Origin of the sequence: Mesorhizobium sp. YIM 152430 (assembly GCF_029210365.1) — a bacterium.
In the GTDB taxonomy this organism is placed as follows: Bacteria; Pseudomonadota; Alphaproteobacteria; order Rhizobiales; family Rhizobiaceae; genus Aliihoeflea.
The window spans coordinates 76,140-92,999 of sequence record NZ_JARGES010000056.1; the positions used below are offsets into that span (position 1 = coordinate 76,140).

The following is a 16,860-nucleotide window of genomic DNA, read 5'->3' on the forward strand; positions in this document are numbered from 1 at the left end:
GGTGGGCATCCACGTCGAGTCCACTCTTCAAACTGGATGAAGCATTGAAGGGTCAGACTCAACGCCGACGGCTCCCTCCCCCCTTGTGGGGAGGGATAAAGGGTGGGGGTCCGGCTCAAAAAGCCCCATCCTTTTGAAAATAAACAACCTGTGAAACACCTCGTTAAGACCTCGTCCCTATGAATCACGAGGCACGACGGACTGACGCTCATTGAGGGGATGTCACAGGCATGATGCCGCTCCGTCGCACCGGTTCTGAAGCCCGGTATGTCCCGTAGAGTTTTCCGTACACACAGGGGCAATTATCATGTCGAGCCTTCTCACCAACACCTCCGCAATGACCGCTCTCCAGACGTTGCAGAGCACCAACAAGAATCTCGCGACGACGCAGAACCGCATCGCCACCGGCGAGCGCGTTTCGACCGCATCCGACAACGCGGCCTACTGGTCGATCGCCACGGGCATGAAGGCGCAGAGCGGTGCGCTTTCGGCCGTCAAGGACTCGCTCGGCTTCGGCGCCGCCGTCGTCGACACCGCAGTCACCGGTCTCGAAGAGGGCATCAAGCTCGCCGAACAGATCATGCAGAAATACGTCGCCCGCGAACAGGACGGCGTCGACACGGCTGCGATCGACGCGGAAATCGTCGAACTGAAGGCGCAGATGGTCTCGATCGCCACCTCGTCCGACTTCGAAGGCCAGAACCTGATCTCGGCCGGCGGTGCAGCCGTCAACATCGTGAGTTCTTATACCGCTGCCGGTGGCGTCACGACCGTTACGGTTGCTGCCTACGATCTCGAAGGCGAAAGCGCCACGATGCTCGACGCTGCATCCTCGCAGACGGCCCTCGACGCCATGCGCGCCGCTGCCGCCACGATGGGCGCCTCCAAGGCCCGCATCGACTCGCAGCTCGAGTTCACCGGCAAGCTTATGGACGCCATCGACCGCGGCGTGGGCGTCCTGGTCGACGCCGACATGAACGCCGAATCGGCCCGCCTCTCGGCTCTGCAGACGCAGCAGCAGCTCGGCATCCAGGCGCTGTCGATCGCCAACCAGAACTCGCAGTCGATCCTGTCGCTCTTCCGTTAATCGGAACGCACAGTCTGACTTCATGGATCGGGCCGCGCATGTCGCGGCCCGATTTCATTTTCGCACAAGCTTGAATGCCTAAGGTCTGCGCAACCCGCAGCATGTCGCCCGAAAGTGGTCGCCGGTTTCGGGACGACGACATGCGACGATGCATTGCCGGAGCGCGAAGCCTTTGCCTGAACAGTTCAAGACCCTTCTCGACAATCTGCGCGCCTTCGGCCCGCAAAAGCTTGCCATCATGGGCGGTGTCGGCGCCTTCGTCGTGGCGACCGTCATCGGCGCGTCGATCTGGTTGAACAAGCCGAGCTACGAGACGCTCTATGTCGGCCTCGACCGGGGTGACATCAACCAGATCGGCATGGTGCTGGGCGAGAACGGGATCGATTTCGACGTCGCCAGCGACGGCACCACAGTCATGGTGCCGGTCGGGCGCACCGGCCCGGCGCGGATGCTGCTCGCCGAACGCGGCCTGCCGACCTCGACCAATGCCGGCTATGAGCTTTTCGACAATGTCGGCTCCTTCGGCCTGACCTCCTTCATGCAGCAGGTCACGCGGGTTCGCGCGCTCGAAGGCGAGATCGCCCGCACCATCCAGTCGATCGCCGGCGTCAAGGCGGCGCGCGTTCACATCGTCATGTCGGAGCGCGCCAACTTCCGCCGCGAGGAACAGCGTCCGTCGGCTTCCGTCGTCATCCGCACGGCGGGCAGCGACGCTACGCAGGCCGCGATGTCGATCCGGCACATGGTCGCCTCGGCCGTTCCGGGTTTGTCCGTCGAGGACGTGACCGTCCTTGATTCCGCCGGCACCCTGCTTGCGGCCGGCGACGACCCGAACAACATGGCGCTGACCCGCGCGATGGGCGTCGAGCGTTCGGTCGAGGCGCAGGTCGAGGACAATATCCGCCGCGCGCTTTCGCCCTATCTCGGCTACGACAATTTCCGCGCTTCGGTGAAGGCGGAGGTCAACACCGACAGCCAGCAGATCGAGGAAACGATCTTCGATCCCGAAAGCCGCGTCGAGCGCTCGATGCAGGTGGTGCGCTCCAACGACCAGTCGAACCAGCGCGAGGCCACCCAGGCGGCATCCGTCCAGCAGAACCTGCCCGAGGAGCAGGCCGCGCCCGGCGCCGGTCCCGAATCCTCCGAACAGCGCGAGCGCCGCGAGGAAACGACCAATTACGAGATCAATTCCAAGCGCATCGCCACCGTCTCGAACGGCTACACCGTCTCCAAGATGTCGATCGCCGTCGTCGTCAATCAGGCCCGCCTCGCTTCCGTCATCGGCGAGAATGCGACGCCCGAGCAGATCGAGATGCGGATCGCCGAAATCCGCAACGTGGTTGCCTCCGCCACCGGTTTTTCCGAAATGCGCGGCGACGTCATCACCGTCTCCGCCGTCGAGTTCATGGACGGGCTCGAAGGCGCCGATCCGGTTGCCCAAAGCTGGCTGGAATCCGCCGGCCGCCACACCGGCACGATGATCAATGCGCTCGCCTTCGTCATCGTCGTCTTCCTCGTCTCCTGGTTCGGCCTGCGTCCGATGACGGCCGCGCTGACGCGTCCGCAGGAAGCCATCCCCGGCCCCTCATTCGACGAGGTGCAGAATAGCCTGCCCGCGCCGGCCGACGCTGCGCAGGCGGAAGCCTCGCAGGCCCTCCCCGGCCCCGCGGCCAACAACGTCACCGACGATCTGCGCCGCAAGCTGAAGCCCAATCCGCAGGAGCGTCTGGCGCGCATGGTCGATCTGAACGAGGAACGCACCGCCCTCATCCTGCGCAAATGGGCGCATAAGGAAGCCGCCTGATGCGCACGCAGGCGCTTTCCGACGCGCTGCCCGATTTCGGCGCGGCCGCCATTTCGCCGCGCGCGCCCAGACCCGCGCGCGCACAAGCCTTGCCCGAGCCGCGAGGCTCTGCCACCAGCGACGCCGAATGGCAGGCACGGCTCGACCGCGCCGTCGCCGACACCGAGACGCGCATGGCAGCTTACATGCAGGAACGCCACGAGGCCGAACTCGAACGCCTTGCCGAAACCCATCGCGAGGAAATGGAAAGCCTGTCACAGGATTTCGCATCGACCATGGGCGCGACGATTTCCGCCCGCCTCCAGGAACTCGAGGACCGGGTGGTCGACCTGACCGCGACCGCCGCTGCGCGCCTCCTCTCGGGTGTCCTGTCCGACGAACTCGGCCGCAGGTCCGTGGCGCGCATGGCGGCGGTGATGCGGTCCGCGCTCGAGGACCGCGACGCGGTCAAGATCACCGTGCGCGGCCCCGCATCGCTTTACGAGCCGCTGCGCCGGGCCATGGGCGCGTCCGCCGACCGGATGCGCTTCGTCGAGACGCCTGGCGCGGACCTCTCCGTCTCGATCGACGAGACCGTCTACGAAACGCGGCTTGCCGAATGGTCCGGCGCGCTGTCCGAGGTGATCGCATGACTATGCCCGACGGCGACGAGTCCAAGCGCGAGATCATCATCGTCAAGCGCCGCGGCGGCGACGACGATCACGGCCACCATGGCGGCGTGTGGAAGATCGCCTTCGCCGATTTCATGACCGCCATGATGTGCTTCTTCCTGGTGATGTGGCTCGTCAACGCCACCACCGAGGAGACGAAGGCCGCCGTCGCCAGCTATTTCAATCCGATGCGTCTGGCCGATCCCATTCCCAGCACGCAGCAGCAGGAAACGCCCTCCGGCGGCTCGAGCCAGGAGAGCGTCGAGGGCACCGCCGGCTGGCAGAACGAGAACCCGGCCGGCGACCGCAGCGCCATGGCGGGCCCGTCGCAGGAGGGCAGCGCGCCCGGCCAGCGCGACCAGACCGAAACCAGCGACGCGCATCTTTTCGCCGACCCCTTCGCGGTCCTGGCCGAGATCGCCCAGCAGACCGCGACGATGCAGAACATCTCCGCGCGCGGCGATGGCGGCGCTCAGACCTCGGGTCCGGCGACCGGCGCGCAAGGCGGCGAATCCTATCGCGATCCGTTCGCGCCCGACTTCTGGTCCGAGCAGGTGGCGATCCCGCCGCTTCCCGACGCCGAACCGCTCGTTCTAGAGGAAGCGACCCCGCCCGTGCCGCAGGCCCCCGCCATCGTCGAGGCGCCCGCCGGAGAGGAACTGGAAGGCCAGGAGGTCGCCGCACTTGCAGCCCCGGCGCCGGAATCTCCGCAAGCCGTCAGCCCGGAGGCTGCCAAAGCCGAACCGCAGGACGACGCCGCAGAACGCATCGCCGAGACGCTGCGCTCTGACCTTGCCGAAGCCTTCGGCGAGCACAGCAGGCTCAATGAATCGATCACCGTCACGCCGGTCGACAGGGGCATCCTGATCTCGCTCACCGACGATCTCGAATACGGCATGTTCCAGGTCGGATCGGCCGTGCCCGTCGGCCAGCTCGTGCGCGCGATGGAAAAGGTCGGTGCCGCGCTCGACCAGCGGCCCGGCAAGGTCTCCGTCATGGGCCATACCGACGGTCGCCCCTTCCGCAGCGCCGAATACGACAACTGGCGCCTGTCCACGGCCCGCGCCCACGCCGCCTACTACATGCTGGTGCGCGGCGGGCTGGACGAGACACGCATCGGCGAGGTGGCCGGCTATGCCGACCGTCAGTTGAAGAATGCCGCCGACCCGTTCGACGGGCTCAACCGCCGGATCGAGATTCTGCTCGAGGTCGAGGGATGAGAACCGCGCTCGCGAAGCTCGGGATCGCACTTGCGCTGAGCGGCCCCCTCGGCGGCGGGGCGGCGGCGAGTTCGGCACTCCAGCCCTTCCAGATGATCCGGTCGCTGCAACTGGTGCAGGACCGCATCGCCAATGGCGACCACGCGGCCCTGCCGATGCAGCGCAAGCTTCTGGAGATGATCGACGCGCGGATGCGCAATGCGACGCCGGAAGATCTTGGCGATCCGCGCAATCTCTCGGCGCTCCTGATCTACGCCATGAGCGGCGGCAATCCGGTCACGCTCGATCTCGCACTGTCGAAACTGGATGCCGGAAACCCGGCCAAGCCGCTCGCCGACGCCCTGCGCGCCTATCTCGGCGGCGATTTCCAGTCGGCACGAACGGTGCTCGCAACCATCGCGCCCGAGACGCTGGGCGACCACGCACCCTTCGTCGCGCTGGTCAAGGGAACGGTTCTGTCGAACGACGAGCCGGATGCCGCCCTTGCCGATCTCGACACCGCGCGGCTGCTCGCACCCGGCACGCTGGTCGAGGAAGCCGCGCTGCGCCGCGCGCTGCTGATCGCCGTCAGCGCGTCGAGGCCGGACGTCTTCGCCCGCACCTCCTCCGCCTATGTGCGCCGCTTCCTGCGCTCGCCTTATGCAAGCCAGTTCGCCGAAGCCTTCGTCTCGGGCCTCGCGGCGATGCACGCCAGCCTCGATGCCGGCGAGATGGCCGAGATTCTCGCCTGGATGACGCCCGAGCAGGCCGAGACCATCGCGTTGCGCATGTCGCGCCAGGCGGCGATCGCCAACGATCCGGTGATGATCGCCTTCGCCGCGCGCCTTGCCGAAGGCGACAAGGAACAGGACCCCCGCGCGCTCCTTTATTCGAGCCTTGGCGGCGTTGCCTCGCCCGATGTCGCGGACACGCTGTCGACCCTGCGTGCCATCGACCGCTCGCGGTTGTCGCAGGGGGATCGCGCGCTGCTCGACGCGGCGACCGACATCGCCCGGACGGTCGTCGACCGCCCGAAACCCGCTTCAACCACATCTTCGCCCCCCATTCCGGCGGCGATGGATGCCGTCGAACCAAGCGAAACCGACAGTTATATCACCTCGACCCGCGCCAAACTGGATGCGATCGATCGGCTTCTGGAGGATTCCCAGTGATGCGTGCCATCGACATGGCCGGCGTGCAGGCAGCGCCAGGTCGCCCACCCCTGGGCAAGGAAGATGCTTCCGAAGCGAAGAACGCCTTCGGCGACTTTCTGGACCGCGATGCGAGCTCCGGCAGGGCAAATGGAGCCGCGATGCGGGACATGGCCGGCGAGGCCGCGCTTCGGTCCGCGCACCCTGCCGAGGAAAAGGTCGAGGAGTTCATCCCGATGGCCGCATCGAACCGGCTCAATCCCGAAAGGTCCGGCCGGAACTCGTCCGACGAGGCCGGACGCGAGGTTTCGAACGCCGCTGCCCGCCCGGCGTCCGGCAGCGATGCCGCCGGTCACGACGACATGCGGATTCAACCCGCCGGCCGCGCCCGCATCGACTGGCTCGCACTGACGATGCCGAAGGGCGAGGATGCACCTGCGGCCGAGCCCGCCGAACCGACGGTCGAAGACGCCGAACCCGCTCCCCCCGCCGACGATGCCCTTCCCACCGCGTCGCAGAAGGTGGCGGAGGCGGTCCCCGATGCCCGGCTGGCCGCTTCCGGGCTGCGGCGCGACGAGCGCGCAATGGACGACCGCGAGCGGCCGTCGATCCGCACGGAGGCTTCGCGCGGCAGCGCAGCCGACGCGCCCCCACGCCTGTCGATGTCGCAAACGCCGGCCAATTCCACCGAGACTGCCGCGCCCACCCCGCGCGATCCCGCGGCGCGCGATGCCGCCGCCAGATCGACGAACGCTCCGCTGCCTGCCCGCCAGCCATTCGCCTCGACGTCCGCCGAACAGGCGCCCGACATGTCGGCACGGCCCGTCGCAACCTTGTCCGTCCAGACGGTCCCCGCTTTCGCGGCTGGCTTGCAAGGCCCTTCGCAAACCGTGCTCGGAGCGATCCGCGACGAGGTGCCGGAGCTTGCCCGGCCCGCGGCAGCGATTGCCGGTCAGCCCCGGACGGCCGAGCCGATGCGCGTCCTGAAAATCCAGCTTCACCCGCTGGAACTGGGTGTCGTTACGGCGCGCCTGTCGTTGCAGGGGGGCGAAATGCGCGTCGAACTTCAGACGGAAACCCGCGAGGCGGCCTCCAGGCTGGCAGTGGATTCCAACGAGATCGCCAAGGCGCTGCGCGGGCTGGGCATCGAAATCGACCGCGTAACGGTCACGCAGCAGCCATCCGGCAACATGCAGCCGCACGGGCAGCAGGCCGGTTCCGAACGCAGCGGCGAGCGATTTGCGAATGAAGGCGACGCGGGCGGCCGTCAGAGCGGTCAGCGCGGCGCCGACAATGGTGCGGGCGGTTTCGAGGGAGAGCGTAATGCGGGCGACAGCCAAGGCAGCCGCGGCGTTTACATTTAGCCTCCTTGCCGGCTTGCTTCCTGCCGCCCCTGCATTCGCCAATGTCTGCGAAGCCGAGATCCTGCGCGCCGCCGACCGCTATGCCATCCCCGCCGGCATCCTCTACGCCGTCGGCCTGACCGAAACCGGCCGCAAGGGTTCGATGCAGCCCTATGCTATGAACATCGAGGGCAAGGCCGTCTTCGCGGCATCGGCATCCGACGCCATCCGCCGTTTCAAGGACGCGAAGGCCGGCGGCGCGCGTCTCATCGATCTTGGCTGTATGCAGATCAACCATCGCTGGCATGGGGAGAAGTTCGCCTCGGTCGGCCAGATGCTGGAGCCCGCGCGCAATGTCGACTATGCCGCGCGGTTCCTCGTCGAACTCAAGGCGCGGCACGAGAGCTGGTCGATGGCGGTCGCGCGCTACCATGCCGGCCCCGACAACGACCCCGCCCAGAAGCGCTATGTGTGCCGCGTGATCGCCAATATGGTCGCCACCGGATTCGGCCGCTGGACCCCGGAAGCGAGGCAGTTCTGCGGCCCCTGATCCCGACAGGAATCGAATCCCCAATTCTGACCTACAAGAATTCGAGGTTGTGCCCGATTCGCATGAAGCGTTAACCATAACGCACGAGATTGATTAACTGATTCGGAGGGCGGCCGATGATCGTGATCGTGGACGAGCGCGACCTTGTGAAGGACGGCTACCACTCACTCTTCAACCGGGAAGGCGTGGCGAGCGTGGGCTTTGGCGCACGCGAGTTCGGCGAGTGGGTCGAAAGCGCGGCCGACGAGGATATCGGCGCGGTGCGTGCGGTTCTCCTCGGCGATTGCGACACCGAGATCGCGTCGCCGGCCCGCATTCGCGACCGGACGAGCGCGCCGGTCATCGCCCTTTCCGAACAGCCCTCGCTGGAAAACACGCTGAAGCTCTTCGAAGCCGGCGTCGACGACGTGGTGAGGAAGCCGATCCACATCCGCGAGATCCTGGCCCGCATCGCGGCAATCCGCCGCCGCGCGCAGGACGAGGCGACCTTCACCGATATCGGCCAGTTGCGCATCTTCCTCGACGGCCGCGATCCGCAGGTCGCCGGCCAGCCCCTGCCGCTCCCGCGCCGCGAGCGCCGCATCCTGGAATATCTGGCGTGCAATGGCGGCCGCCGGGTCACCAAGACGCAGATCTTCAACGCGATCTACGGCGTCTTCGACGAGGAAGTCGAGGAGAACGTCGTGGAAAGCCACATCTCGAAGCTTCGCAAGAAACTGCGCGAGAAGCTGGGCGCGGACCCGATCGATTCCAAGCGCTTCCTTGGCTACCAGCTGGTTGCCTGAGCCGGGCGTCCTCCAGTCTCGCGCAAGCCATCGGGCTTATGCTGGCTCAAGGCAGATCGTGAACCTCGGGAGACCGGAATGAGCCTTTACGGAATGATGCGCACGGGCGTGTCGGGTATGAATGCGCAATCGAACCGTCTGGGCACGGTGGCGGACAACATCGCCAACTCCGGCACCATGGGCTACAAGCGCGCCTATACGGAATTCTCGGCCCTGATCCTGCCGAGCGAGAACGGCACCTATTCGTCGGGCGCGGTCAAGACGACGGTGCGCAACTCGATCGCCGACCAGGGGCTGCTCCAGTTCACCTCGTCCACCACCGACATCGCGATCCAGGGCGACGGCTTCTTCCTCGTGCAGAACGCAGCGGGCGACCAGTTCATGACCCGCGCCGGCTCCTTCGTGCCCGATGCGCAGGGACGCCTCGTCAACGCCGCCGGCTTCTACCTTCTCGGCACCACCAACATGGCGGCCGGCCTGACGCCGGACGACTTGCAGGTCGTCTCGATCTCGTCGACCGGCCTCACGGCTTCGCCTTCGACCGAAGGCGCGTTCTCGCCAAACCTGCCTGCCTTGGCCGACGTCGTTCCCGCCGGCTCCCGTGCGAGCGACAACGTCGCCGGCGCCCAGTTCAGCGGCAAGACCTCGATGACCGTCTATACGGGCCTCGGCGAGGAGCGCATCATCGATCTCTACTTCACCAAGGTCGGTCCGAGCGAATGGGAAGTCTCGGCCTATGACGCCAGCACGGCGGACCCGACGAACGGCGGCTTCCCCTATTCGACAGGCCCGCTGAACGACGTCACGCAGACGATCGAATTCAGCACCGTCAACGGCGCGATTCTCGATCCGGCCAACGCCAACGTCCAGTTCAACATTCCCAATGGCGGACCGTTCACCCTGTCGCTCGCCGGCACCCAGTCGCTTGCCGCCGACTACACCGCCCGCGCCCCTGCCGTTAACGGCAGCGGCACTGGCGGATTCGATCAGATTTCGATCGACCTCGACGGCATGGTCTCCGCACTGAACAAGAACGGTTCGGTCATCAACCTCTTCCGCATCCCGATCGCCACCGTCACCAGCCCTGACCGCCTGACGACCCTGCCCGGCAACGTCTATCAGGCCAATAACGGCTCGGGCGGCATGACGATCGGCGTCGCGACCACCTCGAACTTCGGCGAAATCGTCGCCGGCGCGCTCGAAGGCTCCAATGTCGACATCGCCGAAGAGCTGACGAGCATGATCGAATCGCAGCGCAACTACACCGCAAATTCGAAAGTCTTCCAGACGGGCGCAGACCTTCTGGATGTCCTGGTCAACCTGAAGCGTTAGGACCGGGCGTCGTGCCCGGCTGAAGTGGGAAATGTCACTATCGTCTGTCCTGAATACCGCACAGTCGTCGCTGACCAACACGTCACGGCAGACGAGCGTCGTTTCCCGCAACATCACAAACGCCTACAACACCGACTACACCCGGCGTCAGGCGGTGCTCGCAAGCACCGCCCCCGGCGCGCGGGTCGTCTCGATTACCCGCGCGGCCGACGCAGCCCTGATGCGCCAGAACGCGGACGCCTTGTCCGTCTGGCACGCGCAGAACACACTGATGACCGGATTCGAGCGGCTGAGCCTTTCGGTCAACGGCGTTGACAACGCCACCTCGCCGGCCATGCGCATGGGCGAGTTGCAGATGGCCTTGCAGACCTACTCGGCCTCGCCCGGTGATCGCAGCCTCGCGGTCAATGTCGTCAATTCGGCCGGCGACATGGTGCGTTCGCTGAATGGCGGCACGTCCGCGATCCAGCAACTGCGCACGGATGCGGACGTCGAGATCAAGCAGTCGGTCGACAGGCTGAACTCGCTTCTGGCCGATCTCGAAAAGATCAACACCGACGTCATGACCGCGACGCGGCTGGGCCGCGATGCGTCGGAATCGCTCGACCTGCGCGACGGCATCGTCAAGCAGATCTCAGAACTCGTCCCCATCACCACGCAGTTGCGCGGCGACAGCGACATGGTGATCTTCACGAAGGACGGCGTCACCTTGTTCGAAACCGTCGCCCGCAAGGCGACCTTCCAGGCTTCGCCCCTGCTGCTTGCCGGCCAGCCGGGCAACCAGGTCTATATCGACGGCGTGCCGCTTGCCGCCGGCCAGGGCGGCGACACCGATGCGGGCGGCACCATCGCCGGCCTGCTCCAGCTTCGCGACACGGTTGCGCCGCAGATGCAGAACCAGCTCGACGAGATCGCGCGTGCGCTCGTCGACGCTTTCCGCCAGGCGAGCGGTGACGACGGCCTGTTCACCTGGGCCGATCCCGCCGGAGAACTGCGCGCCTCGACGATCGTGGTCAACGACCTCTACAAGACGAACCCGACGGCGGTTCGGGACGGCACGGGCGGAACGCTCAATCCCGATGGCAATGCCGGCTTCACCGGCGAGATCGCACGCCTGCTCGACGGTTTCGACGCCAGCCGCACCTTCGATCCCGCCGGTGGGATCGAGGGAGCCACCACGCTGTCCACCTACGCCACCGCCTCGATCTCCTGGCTCGAAAGCCTGCGTCAGCTTTCCTCGGTCGCCGCCGAGAAAAAGAGCGCGACGCTCGCCCGCACGTCCGAGGCGCTGTCCAACAAGACCGGCGTCAACATCGACGACGAACTCGCCAAGCTTCTCGAACTCGAACAGTCCTATGCGGCCTCTGCCAAACTGATGCAGGTCGCCAACGATATGCTGTCCACGCTGATGGCGACGGTTAGGTAGTCCCATGAAGGCGATGTCCGTTTCCTCCAACGCGGTCAGCCAGGCGCTTCGCCTGCAAATGGCGCGCGCCCAGGCCGAGATGATCCGGGCCGAGAAGGAAGTCACCACCGGCCAGGTCGCCGACCGGGGGCTGCATCTTGGCGTGCGCACCGGCCAGTCCGTCTCGCTCGACCGCGACATCGCGCGGCTGGAGAATATCAAGAGCACCAACGGCATCGCCACCGCCCGTCTCGAAGCCACGCAGGATGCGCTGGGCGAGACGCGCGAAGTTGCCGAACAGATGCTGGGCATGTTGATGACCATGCTCAACGGCGCCCTCGAGCCCGCGGTCCCGCGCACGCAGGCCCGGTCGATGCTCGAAACCATGAACGCGGTGATCAACACCACCGTGGGCGGCGATTACATCTTTGCCGGCACCAATACCGACGTGCGTCCGCTGGCCGATTTCACCGACCCCGCATCGACTGCGCGCGCCCATTTCGACGACGTCGCAGTCAATGCCGGCCTCACCGATCCGATCGACGCCGCGCAAATGGCGGCCTTCCTCGGCAATCTCGAAACCGAGATGCTCGGCGCCGGCCCCGAATGGGGGCTCAACTGGTCCGGCGCCACCGACGCCACGATCCAGAGCCGCATCGCCCTCGGCGAAACCGCGCAGACCTCCGTTTCGGCCAATGAGAGCGGCATCCGAAAGCTCGCCATGGCATCGGCGATCATCTTCGGTCTCGTTGACCGCGACATGGACGCGGATGCCTATCGCCTCTTGACCGAGAAGGCGGTCGAGCTGACCTCGGAGGGGATCAACGACATCACGGCCGTGCAGTCGCAGGTCGGTCTCGTTCAGGGTCGCGTGTCGCAGGCCAATGATCGTCTCACACTCCAGGCGGACCTGTTCAAGCGCACGCAGATCGACATGGTCGGCGTCGACCCGTTCGAAGCCAGCACGCGGCTGACCTCGCTTCTGGCGCAAGTCGAGACGTCCTACGCCCTGACCGCCCGCATCCAGCAGCTTTCGCTGCTCAAGTTCATGTCCTGATGACCCCATGGGCTCGAACGACACCCTCACCCGCATAGAAAGATCGGCCTGCTGATGTACCAATTCGCCTACGCTGACATTCAGACAGATTCCGTCGCGGATGCGCGGGACCGCGAAAAGCAGGTGCTCGCCCGATCGATCGACCTCCTGGTCGAAGCCCGCGACGCCGGCCCGCGCTCGATGAAGTCCATCGAGGCGATCTATTTCATGAACCGCGTCTGGACCTCTTTCATCGAGGATCTGGGCTCGGCCGAAAATGCGCTTCCCAAGGAATTGCGCGCCAACCTCATCTCCATCGGCCTGTGGCTGTTGCGCGAGGGCGAGGAAATCCGCCAGGGCCGCTCGGACAATTTCGACGGCCTGATCGAGATCTCGGAAATCATCCGGGACGGCCTGCAATGAAGAACACCCTGAAGATCACGCTCAAGCCCGGCGAAAAGATCTACGTCAACGGCGCCGTGATCCGGACCGACCGCAAGGTCTCGCTCGAATTCATGAACGACGTGCAGTTTCTTCTCGAAAACCACGTCATGCAGCCCGAAGCGGCGGTGACGCCCTTGCGGCAGCTCTATTTCATCGTCCAGATCATGCTGATCAGCCCGCGGGAGACGGACGACGCGCGCGCCATGTTCCGCAAGTCGCTGCCGCGCCTGATCGACTCCTTCTCCTCCGACGCCATCAAGGCCGATCTGAAGCAGATCGACCAACTCGTGGCGGAGGGTCAGGTCTACGAGGCGATGAAGATGCTGCGCGGCCTGTTCCCGCGCGAGGACAACATCCTCGGCGCCACGCCCTTGCGGCCGCGCCCCGCACCCGAACCCCAATTGCTCGCCGGAGAATGACGCCATGAACGTTGCAGCCCTTTCCAGCGCCGGCCAGGCGAGCCAGACCAGCGCTGCCAGCGCCGCCACGGTAGACTACGAATCCTTCCTGAAACTCCTCGTCGCGCAGATGAAGAACCAGGATCCGACCGCGCCGATGGAATCGACCGAATACGTCGCCCAGCTCGCCACCTTCAGCCAGGTCGAGCAACAGGTGCAGATGAACAGGAAGCTCGACGACATTCTCCAGGCATCCGCCCTGTCGCAGGCGAGCGGGCTGATCGGCCGCGAAGTCGTCAGCCATGACGGTTCGGTCAGCGGCAAGGTCAAGGAAATCAAGCTCTTTTCCGACGGCGTCGTCGCCGTGCTGGAATCCGGCGGCCAGATCCCCATTCTGCCCGGCGTGACCATCCGCTGAACCGGGACGACCCTTCGAATGAATGAGGCCGACGCCCTCGATATCGTCCAGTACGCGGTCTGGGTGGTGCTCGTCGCGTCGAGCCCGGCCGTCGTCGTGGGCATGGCGGTCGGCGTCGGCATCGCCCTCGTCCAGGCGCTGACGCAGGTCCAGGAAATCACCTTGACCTTCGTCCCGAAGATCGTCGCGATCCTCCTGACCGTCGCCCTCACCGGCCCCTTCGTCGGCGCCCAGATTTCTTCTTTCTCCACGGTCATCTTCCAGCGCATCGAAAGCGGCTTCTGACGGGTTTCTCCTGAAGTGACCCCCACCCGTCCGAACGCCCGCACCTTTCGCGCAAGCTTCATCCTCTAGCGTCCTCCCATTCCGGTCGCGTCGCGGCCGCATCTGGCATGGACGAACCTTATGGCGATGAACGAAGCAATGGGCGCGGCGCCGGTCCGCAACAACGGCCGCGACATCGGCTTCGCCTTCGGCATCATCGTCATCCTCGCCGTCCTTTTCCTGCCGATCCCGGCCTTCCTCATCGATCTCGGGCTCGCCTTTTCCATCGCGGTTTCCGTCCTCGTCCTGATGGTGGCGCTGTGGATTCAGCGCCCGCTGGAATTTTCAGCCTTTCCGACCGTCCTCCTGATCGTCACCATGCTGCGCCTGTCGCTGAACATCGCGACGACGCGCGTCATCTTGAGCCACGGCAATGAAGGAACCAACGCGGCCGGCCACGTCATCGGCGGCTTCGCCAATCTCGTCATGGCCGGCGATTTCGTCATCGGCCTGATCGTCTTCCTGATCCTGATCGTGGTGAACTTCATCGTCATCACCAAGGGCGCGACGCGCATCGCCGAGGTCGGCGCGCGCTTCACCCTCGACGCCATCCCCGGCAAGCAGATGTCGATCGACGCCGATCTTTCGGCCGGCCTCATCAACGAGAAGGAAGCCCAGCTTCGTCGCCGCGAACTGGAGGAGGAATCGTCCTTCTTCGGTTCCATGGACGGCGCCTCGAAATTCGTGCGCGGCGATGCCATCGCCGGCCTGATCATCACCGCGATCAACATCGTCGGCGGCATCGCCATCGGCTATGCCCGCCACGACATGCAGATCGGCGAGGCGGCCGACGTCTTCGTCAAGCTGTCGGTCGGCGATGGTCTGGTCACGCAGATTCCCGCGCTGATCGTCTCGCTCGCCGCCGGCCTGCTCGTCTCCAAGGGCGGCACGCGCGGCTCGACCGACAAGGCGGTCTTCGGCCAGCTCGGCGCCTATCCGCGCGCGCTGTTCGTCGCCGCAATCCTTCTTTTCACGCTCGGCCTGATGCCCGGCCTGCCCTTGCTGCCCTTCGCCTTCCTCGGAACTGCGCTTGCCACGCTCGCCTATGTCATCCCCCGCCAGCGCCAGCGCGACAAGGACGCCGCCAAGGCGATCGAAGCGAAAAATCAGGCGGACCGGGACGAGGAGGAAAAGCAGTCGGTCAAGTCGTCGTTGCGCACCGCAGAGGTCGAACTGCTGATCGGCAAGCAGCTCTCGACCAAGCTCCTGACCTCGCATCAGGAACTCGCCTTCCGCATGGGCAAGATGCGCAAGAAGTTCGCCGCCCAGTACGGCTTCGTCGTCCCGGAAGTGAAGCTGACCGACGATTTCTCGATCCCGCCGAAAAGCTACCAGATCAAGATTCACGGCACGGTCGTCGCCGAATACCAGATGCGGGTCGGCGAACTGATGGTGCTGGTCGGCACGGGCGACCTGCCGCAGCTTCCCGGCGAGGAGGTGCGCGAGCCCGCCTTCGGAATGCGCGCCTTCTCGGTGCCCGAAATGTTCGCCGAGGACGTCAAGCGCGAGAAGCTGACCGGCGTCGACAACATGTCGGTCCTGCTCACACACCTTTCCGAGGTCATCCGCAACAACCTGCCGCAGCTTTTGTCTTACAAGGACATGAAGGCGCTGCTCGACCGTCAGGACCCCGAATACAAGAAGCTCGCCGACGAGATCTGCACCACGCACATCACCTATCCGGGTCTCCAGGCCGTGCTCAAGCTTCTGCTTGCCGAGCGCATCTCGATCCGCAACCTGCATCTGATCATCGAGGCCATCGCCGAGATCGCGCCCCATGTGCGCCGCACCGAGCAGATCGTCGAGCATGTGCGCATCCGCATGGCGCAGCAGATCTGCGGCGACCTGGCCGAAGGCGGCGTGCTCAAGGTCATGCGTCTCGGCAACCGCTGGGACCTCGCCTTCCATCAGAGCCTCAAGCGCGATGCCAAGGGCGAGGTGCGCGAGTTCGACATCGATCCGCGCCAGCTCGAGGAGTTCGGCGACCAGGCATCGAAGGCGATCCGCGAGCAGATGGAAAAGGGCGAGCGCTTCGTCGTCGTCGCCGCGCCCGAAGCCCGCCCCTATGTCCGCATGATCGTCGAACGCCTGTTCTCCACCCTGCCCGTCCTCTCCCATGTGGAGATCGCGCGCGGCGTCGAGATCAAGGTGCTCGGCTCGGTTTCCTAGGCCGATATGGAATTACCGGCCTCCCTCGACGCCATCGTCATCGCCGCCTTCCTGGCGTTCTGCCGGATCGGCGCGTGCTTCATGCTGATGCCGGGCCTGTCGAGCATCCGCGTTCCGGTGCAGATCAGGCTCTTCGTGGCCGTCGCGGTAACGTTCGCGCTGCTTGCGCATCTGTGGGATTTTCTCGTCCCGTTCGTTTCCTCCCGGCCGGATGCGCTCCTGCTCCTGATCGTCTCGGAAGTCCTGATCGGCGCCCTGATCGGCCTTCTGGCGCGGCTCTATCTTCTTGCCGTCCAGTTCATCGGCTCGGCGATGGGCATGATGTCGGGCTTCAACGCGATGGGCGGCACCGTCATCGAGGAGCCGGACCCGCAAGGCGCGCTCGGCGCGATCATCTCCCTGTCGGTCCTGCTGCTGCTGTTCGTCTTCAACTTCCATCACGAGATCATCCGCGCGCTGGTCGACAGCTACAGCGTCGCGCCGATCCAGACGCTCTACAATCCCGCCTCCGCACTGGCCGACATGTCGGACACCCTGTCGGAAGCATTCATGGTCATGCTGCGGCTCGGCTCGCCCTTCATCGCCTATGCGATCCTGGTCAATTTCGCCATCGGGCTGGTCAACAAGCTGACCCCGCAGATTCCGATCTACTTCGTGTCGCTGCCCTTCGTTCTGGCCGGCGGCCTGATTCTCGCCTGGTTCGCCATCGGCCCCTTCCTGTCGCTGGCGGTCGACGGCTTTCTTCCATCCACGATTGCGAGATAG

At 65.4% G+C, this 16,860-nt stretch carries 17 protein-coding genes; all 17 read left to right on the plus strand.

Going from position 1 to position 16,860, the window contains the following annotated elements:
- Positions 1-307: 307 nt before the first annotated feature.
- The 17 genes from PZ895_RS18040 to fliR all read left to right on the plus strand — a co-directional run bounded on the left by PZ895_RS18040 (position 308) and on the right by fliR (position 16,860).
- Positions 308-1,087, plus strand: coding sequence for a flagellin (locus PZ895_RS18040; protein WP_275840370.1), 780 nt, complete (start codon positions 308-310; stop codon positions 1,085-1,087).
- A gap of 172 nt (positions 1,088-1,259) precedes the next feature.
- Positions 1,260-2,891 (plus strand): flagellar basal-body MS-ring/collar protein FliF, encoded by a 1,632-nt coding sequence (fliF, locus tag PZ895_RS18045; protein ID WP_275840371.1) that lies wholly within the window; start codon positions 1,260-1,262, stop codon positions 2,889-2,891.
- Positions 2,891-3,523 (plus strand): hypothetical protein, encoded by a 633-nt coding sequence (locus PZ895_RS18050; protein WP_275840372.1) that lies wholly within the window; start codon positions 2,891-2,893, stop codon positions 3,521-3,523. The genes fliF and PZ895_RS18050 overlap by 1 nt, the downstream gene beginning before the upstream one ends.
- Positions 3,520-4,761 carry a MotB family protein gene (locus PZ895_RS18055; RefSeq protein WP_275840373.1) on the plus strand — a complete coding sequence of 414 codons (1,242 nt, stop codon included), beginning with the start codon at positions 3,520-3,522 and terminating at the stop codon, positions 4,759-4,761. Before PZ895_RS18050 ends, PZ895_RS18055 begins: the two co-directional genes overlap by 4 nt.
- Positions 4,758-5,912: a chemotaxis protein gene (locus PZ895_RS18060; protein WP_275840374.1), complete on the plus strand. Its 1,155-nt coding sequence runs from the start codon at positions 4,758-4,760 to the stop codon at positions 5,910-5,912. The genes PZ895_RS18055 and PZ895_RS18060 overlap by 4 nt, the downstream gene beginning before the upstream one ends.
- On the plus strand, positions 5,912-7,255 hold the full coding sequence (locus PZ895_RS18065; protein WP_275840375.1) for a flagellar hook-length control protein FliK: 1,344 nt from the start codon (positions 5,912-5,914) through the stop codon (positions 7,253-7,255). Before PZ895_RS18060 ends, PZ895_RS18065 begins: the two co-directional genes overlap by 1 nt.
- Complete coding sequence (locus tag PZ895_RS18070) at positions 7,215-7,784, plus strand: transglycosylase SLT domain-containing protein (protein ID WP_275840376.1); 570 nt, start codon at positions 7,215-7,217, stop codon at positions 7,782-7,784. Before PZ895_RS18065 ends, PZ895_RS18070 begins: the two co-directional genes overlap by 41 nt.
- A 116-nt stretch (positions 7,785-7,900) precedes the next feature.
- The gene (locus tag PZ895_RS18075) at positions 7,901-8,569 is read left to right on the plus strand and encodes a response regulator transcription factor (protein ID WP_275840377.1); all 669 of its coding nucleotides are present in this window, start codon (positions 7,901-7,903) and stop codon (positions 8,567-8,569) included.
- Positions 8,570-8,647: 78 nt separating this feature from the next.
- Positions 8,648-9,901: a flagellar hook protein FlgE gene (locus PZ895_RS18080; protein WP_275840378.1), complete on the plus strand. Its 1,254-nt coding sequence runs from the start codon at positions 8,648-8,650 to the stop codon at positions 9,899-9,901.
- A gap of 31 nt (positions 9,902-9,932) precedes the next feature.
- Positions 9,933-11,327 (plus strand): flagellar hook-associated protein FlgK, encoded by a 1,395-nt coding sequence (gene flgK, locus PZ895_RS18085; protein WP_275840379.1) that lies wholly within the window; start codon positions 9,933-9,935, stop codon positions 11,325-11,327.
- Positions 11,328-11,331: 4 nt separating this feature from the next.
- Positions 11,332-12,363: a flagellar hook-associated family protein gene (locus PZ895_RS18090; RefSeq protein WP_275840380.1), complete on the plus strand. Its 1,032-nt coding sequence runs from the start codon at positions 11,332-11,334 to the stop codon at positions 12,361-12,363.
- 54 nt (positions 12,364-12,417) lie between these two features.
- Positions 12,418-12,765, plus strand: coding sequence for a flagellar biosynthesis regulator FlaF (gene flaF / locus PZ895_RS18095; RefSeq protein WP_275840381.1), 348 nt, complete (start codon positions 12,418-12,420; stop codon positions 12,763-12,765).
- The gene (flbT, locus tag PZ895_RS18100) at positions 12,762-13,205 is read left to right on the plus strand and encodes a flagellar biosynthesis repressor FlbT (RefSeq protein ID WP_275840382.1); all 444 of its coding nucleotides are present in this window, start codon (positions 12,762-12,764) and stop codon (positions 13,203-13,205) included. The genes flaF and flbT overlap by 4 nt, the downstream gene beginning before the upstream one ends.
- Before the next feature lie 4 nt (positions 13,206-13,209).
- Entirely contained in the window at positions 13,210-13,602 is a 393-nt protein-coding gene (flgD, locus tag PZ895_RS18105; protein WP_275840383.1) for a flagellar hook assembly protein FlgD, read from the plus strand.
- Between the two features lie 18 nt (positions 13,603-13,620).
- The gene (fliQ, locus tag PZ895_RS18110) at positions 13,621-13,887 is read left to right on the plus strand and encodes a flagellar biosynthesis protein FliQ (protein WP_275840384.1); all 267 of its coding nucleotides are present in this window, start codon (positions 13,621-13,623) and stop codon (positions 13,885-13,887) included.
- Between the two features lie 120 nt (positions 13,888-14,007).
- On the plus strand, positions 14,008-16,095 hold the full coding sequence (gene flhA / locus PZ895_RS18115; protein ID WP_275840385.1) for a flagellar biosynthesis protein FlhA: 2,088 nt from the start codon (positions 14,008-14,010) through the stop codon (positions 16,093-16,095).
- A 6-nt stretch (positions 16,096-16,101) separates the two neighbouring features.
- Positions 16,102-16,860 (plus strand): flagellar biosynthetic protein FliR, encoded by a 759-nt coding sequence (gene fliR, locus PZ895_RS18120; protein WP_275840386.1) that lies wholly within the window; start codon positions 16,102-16,104, stop codon positions 16,858-16,860.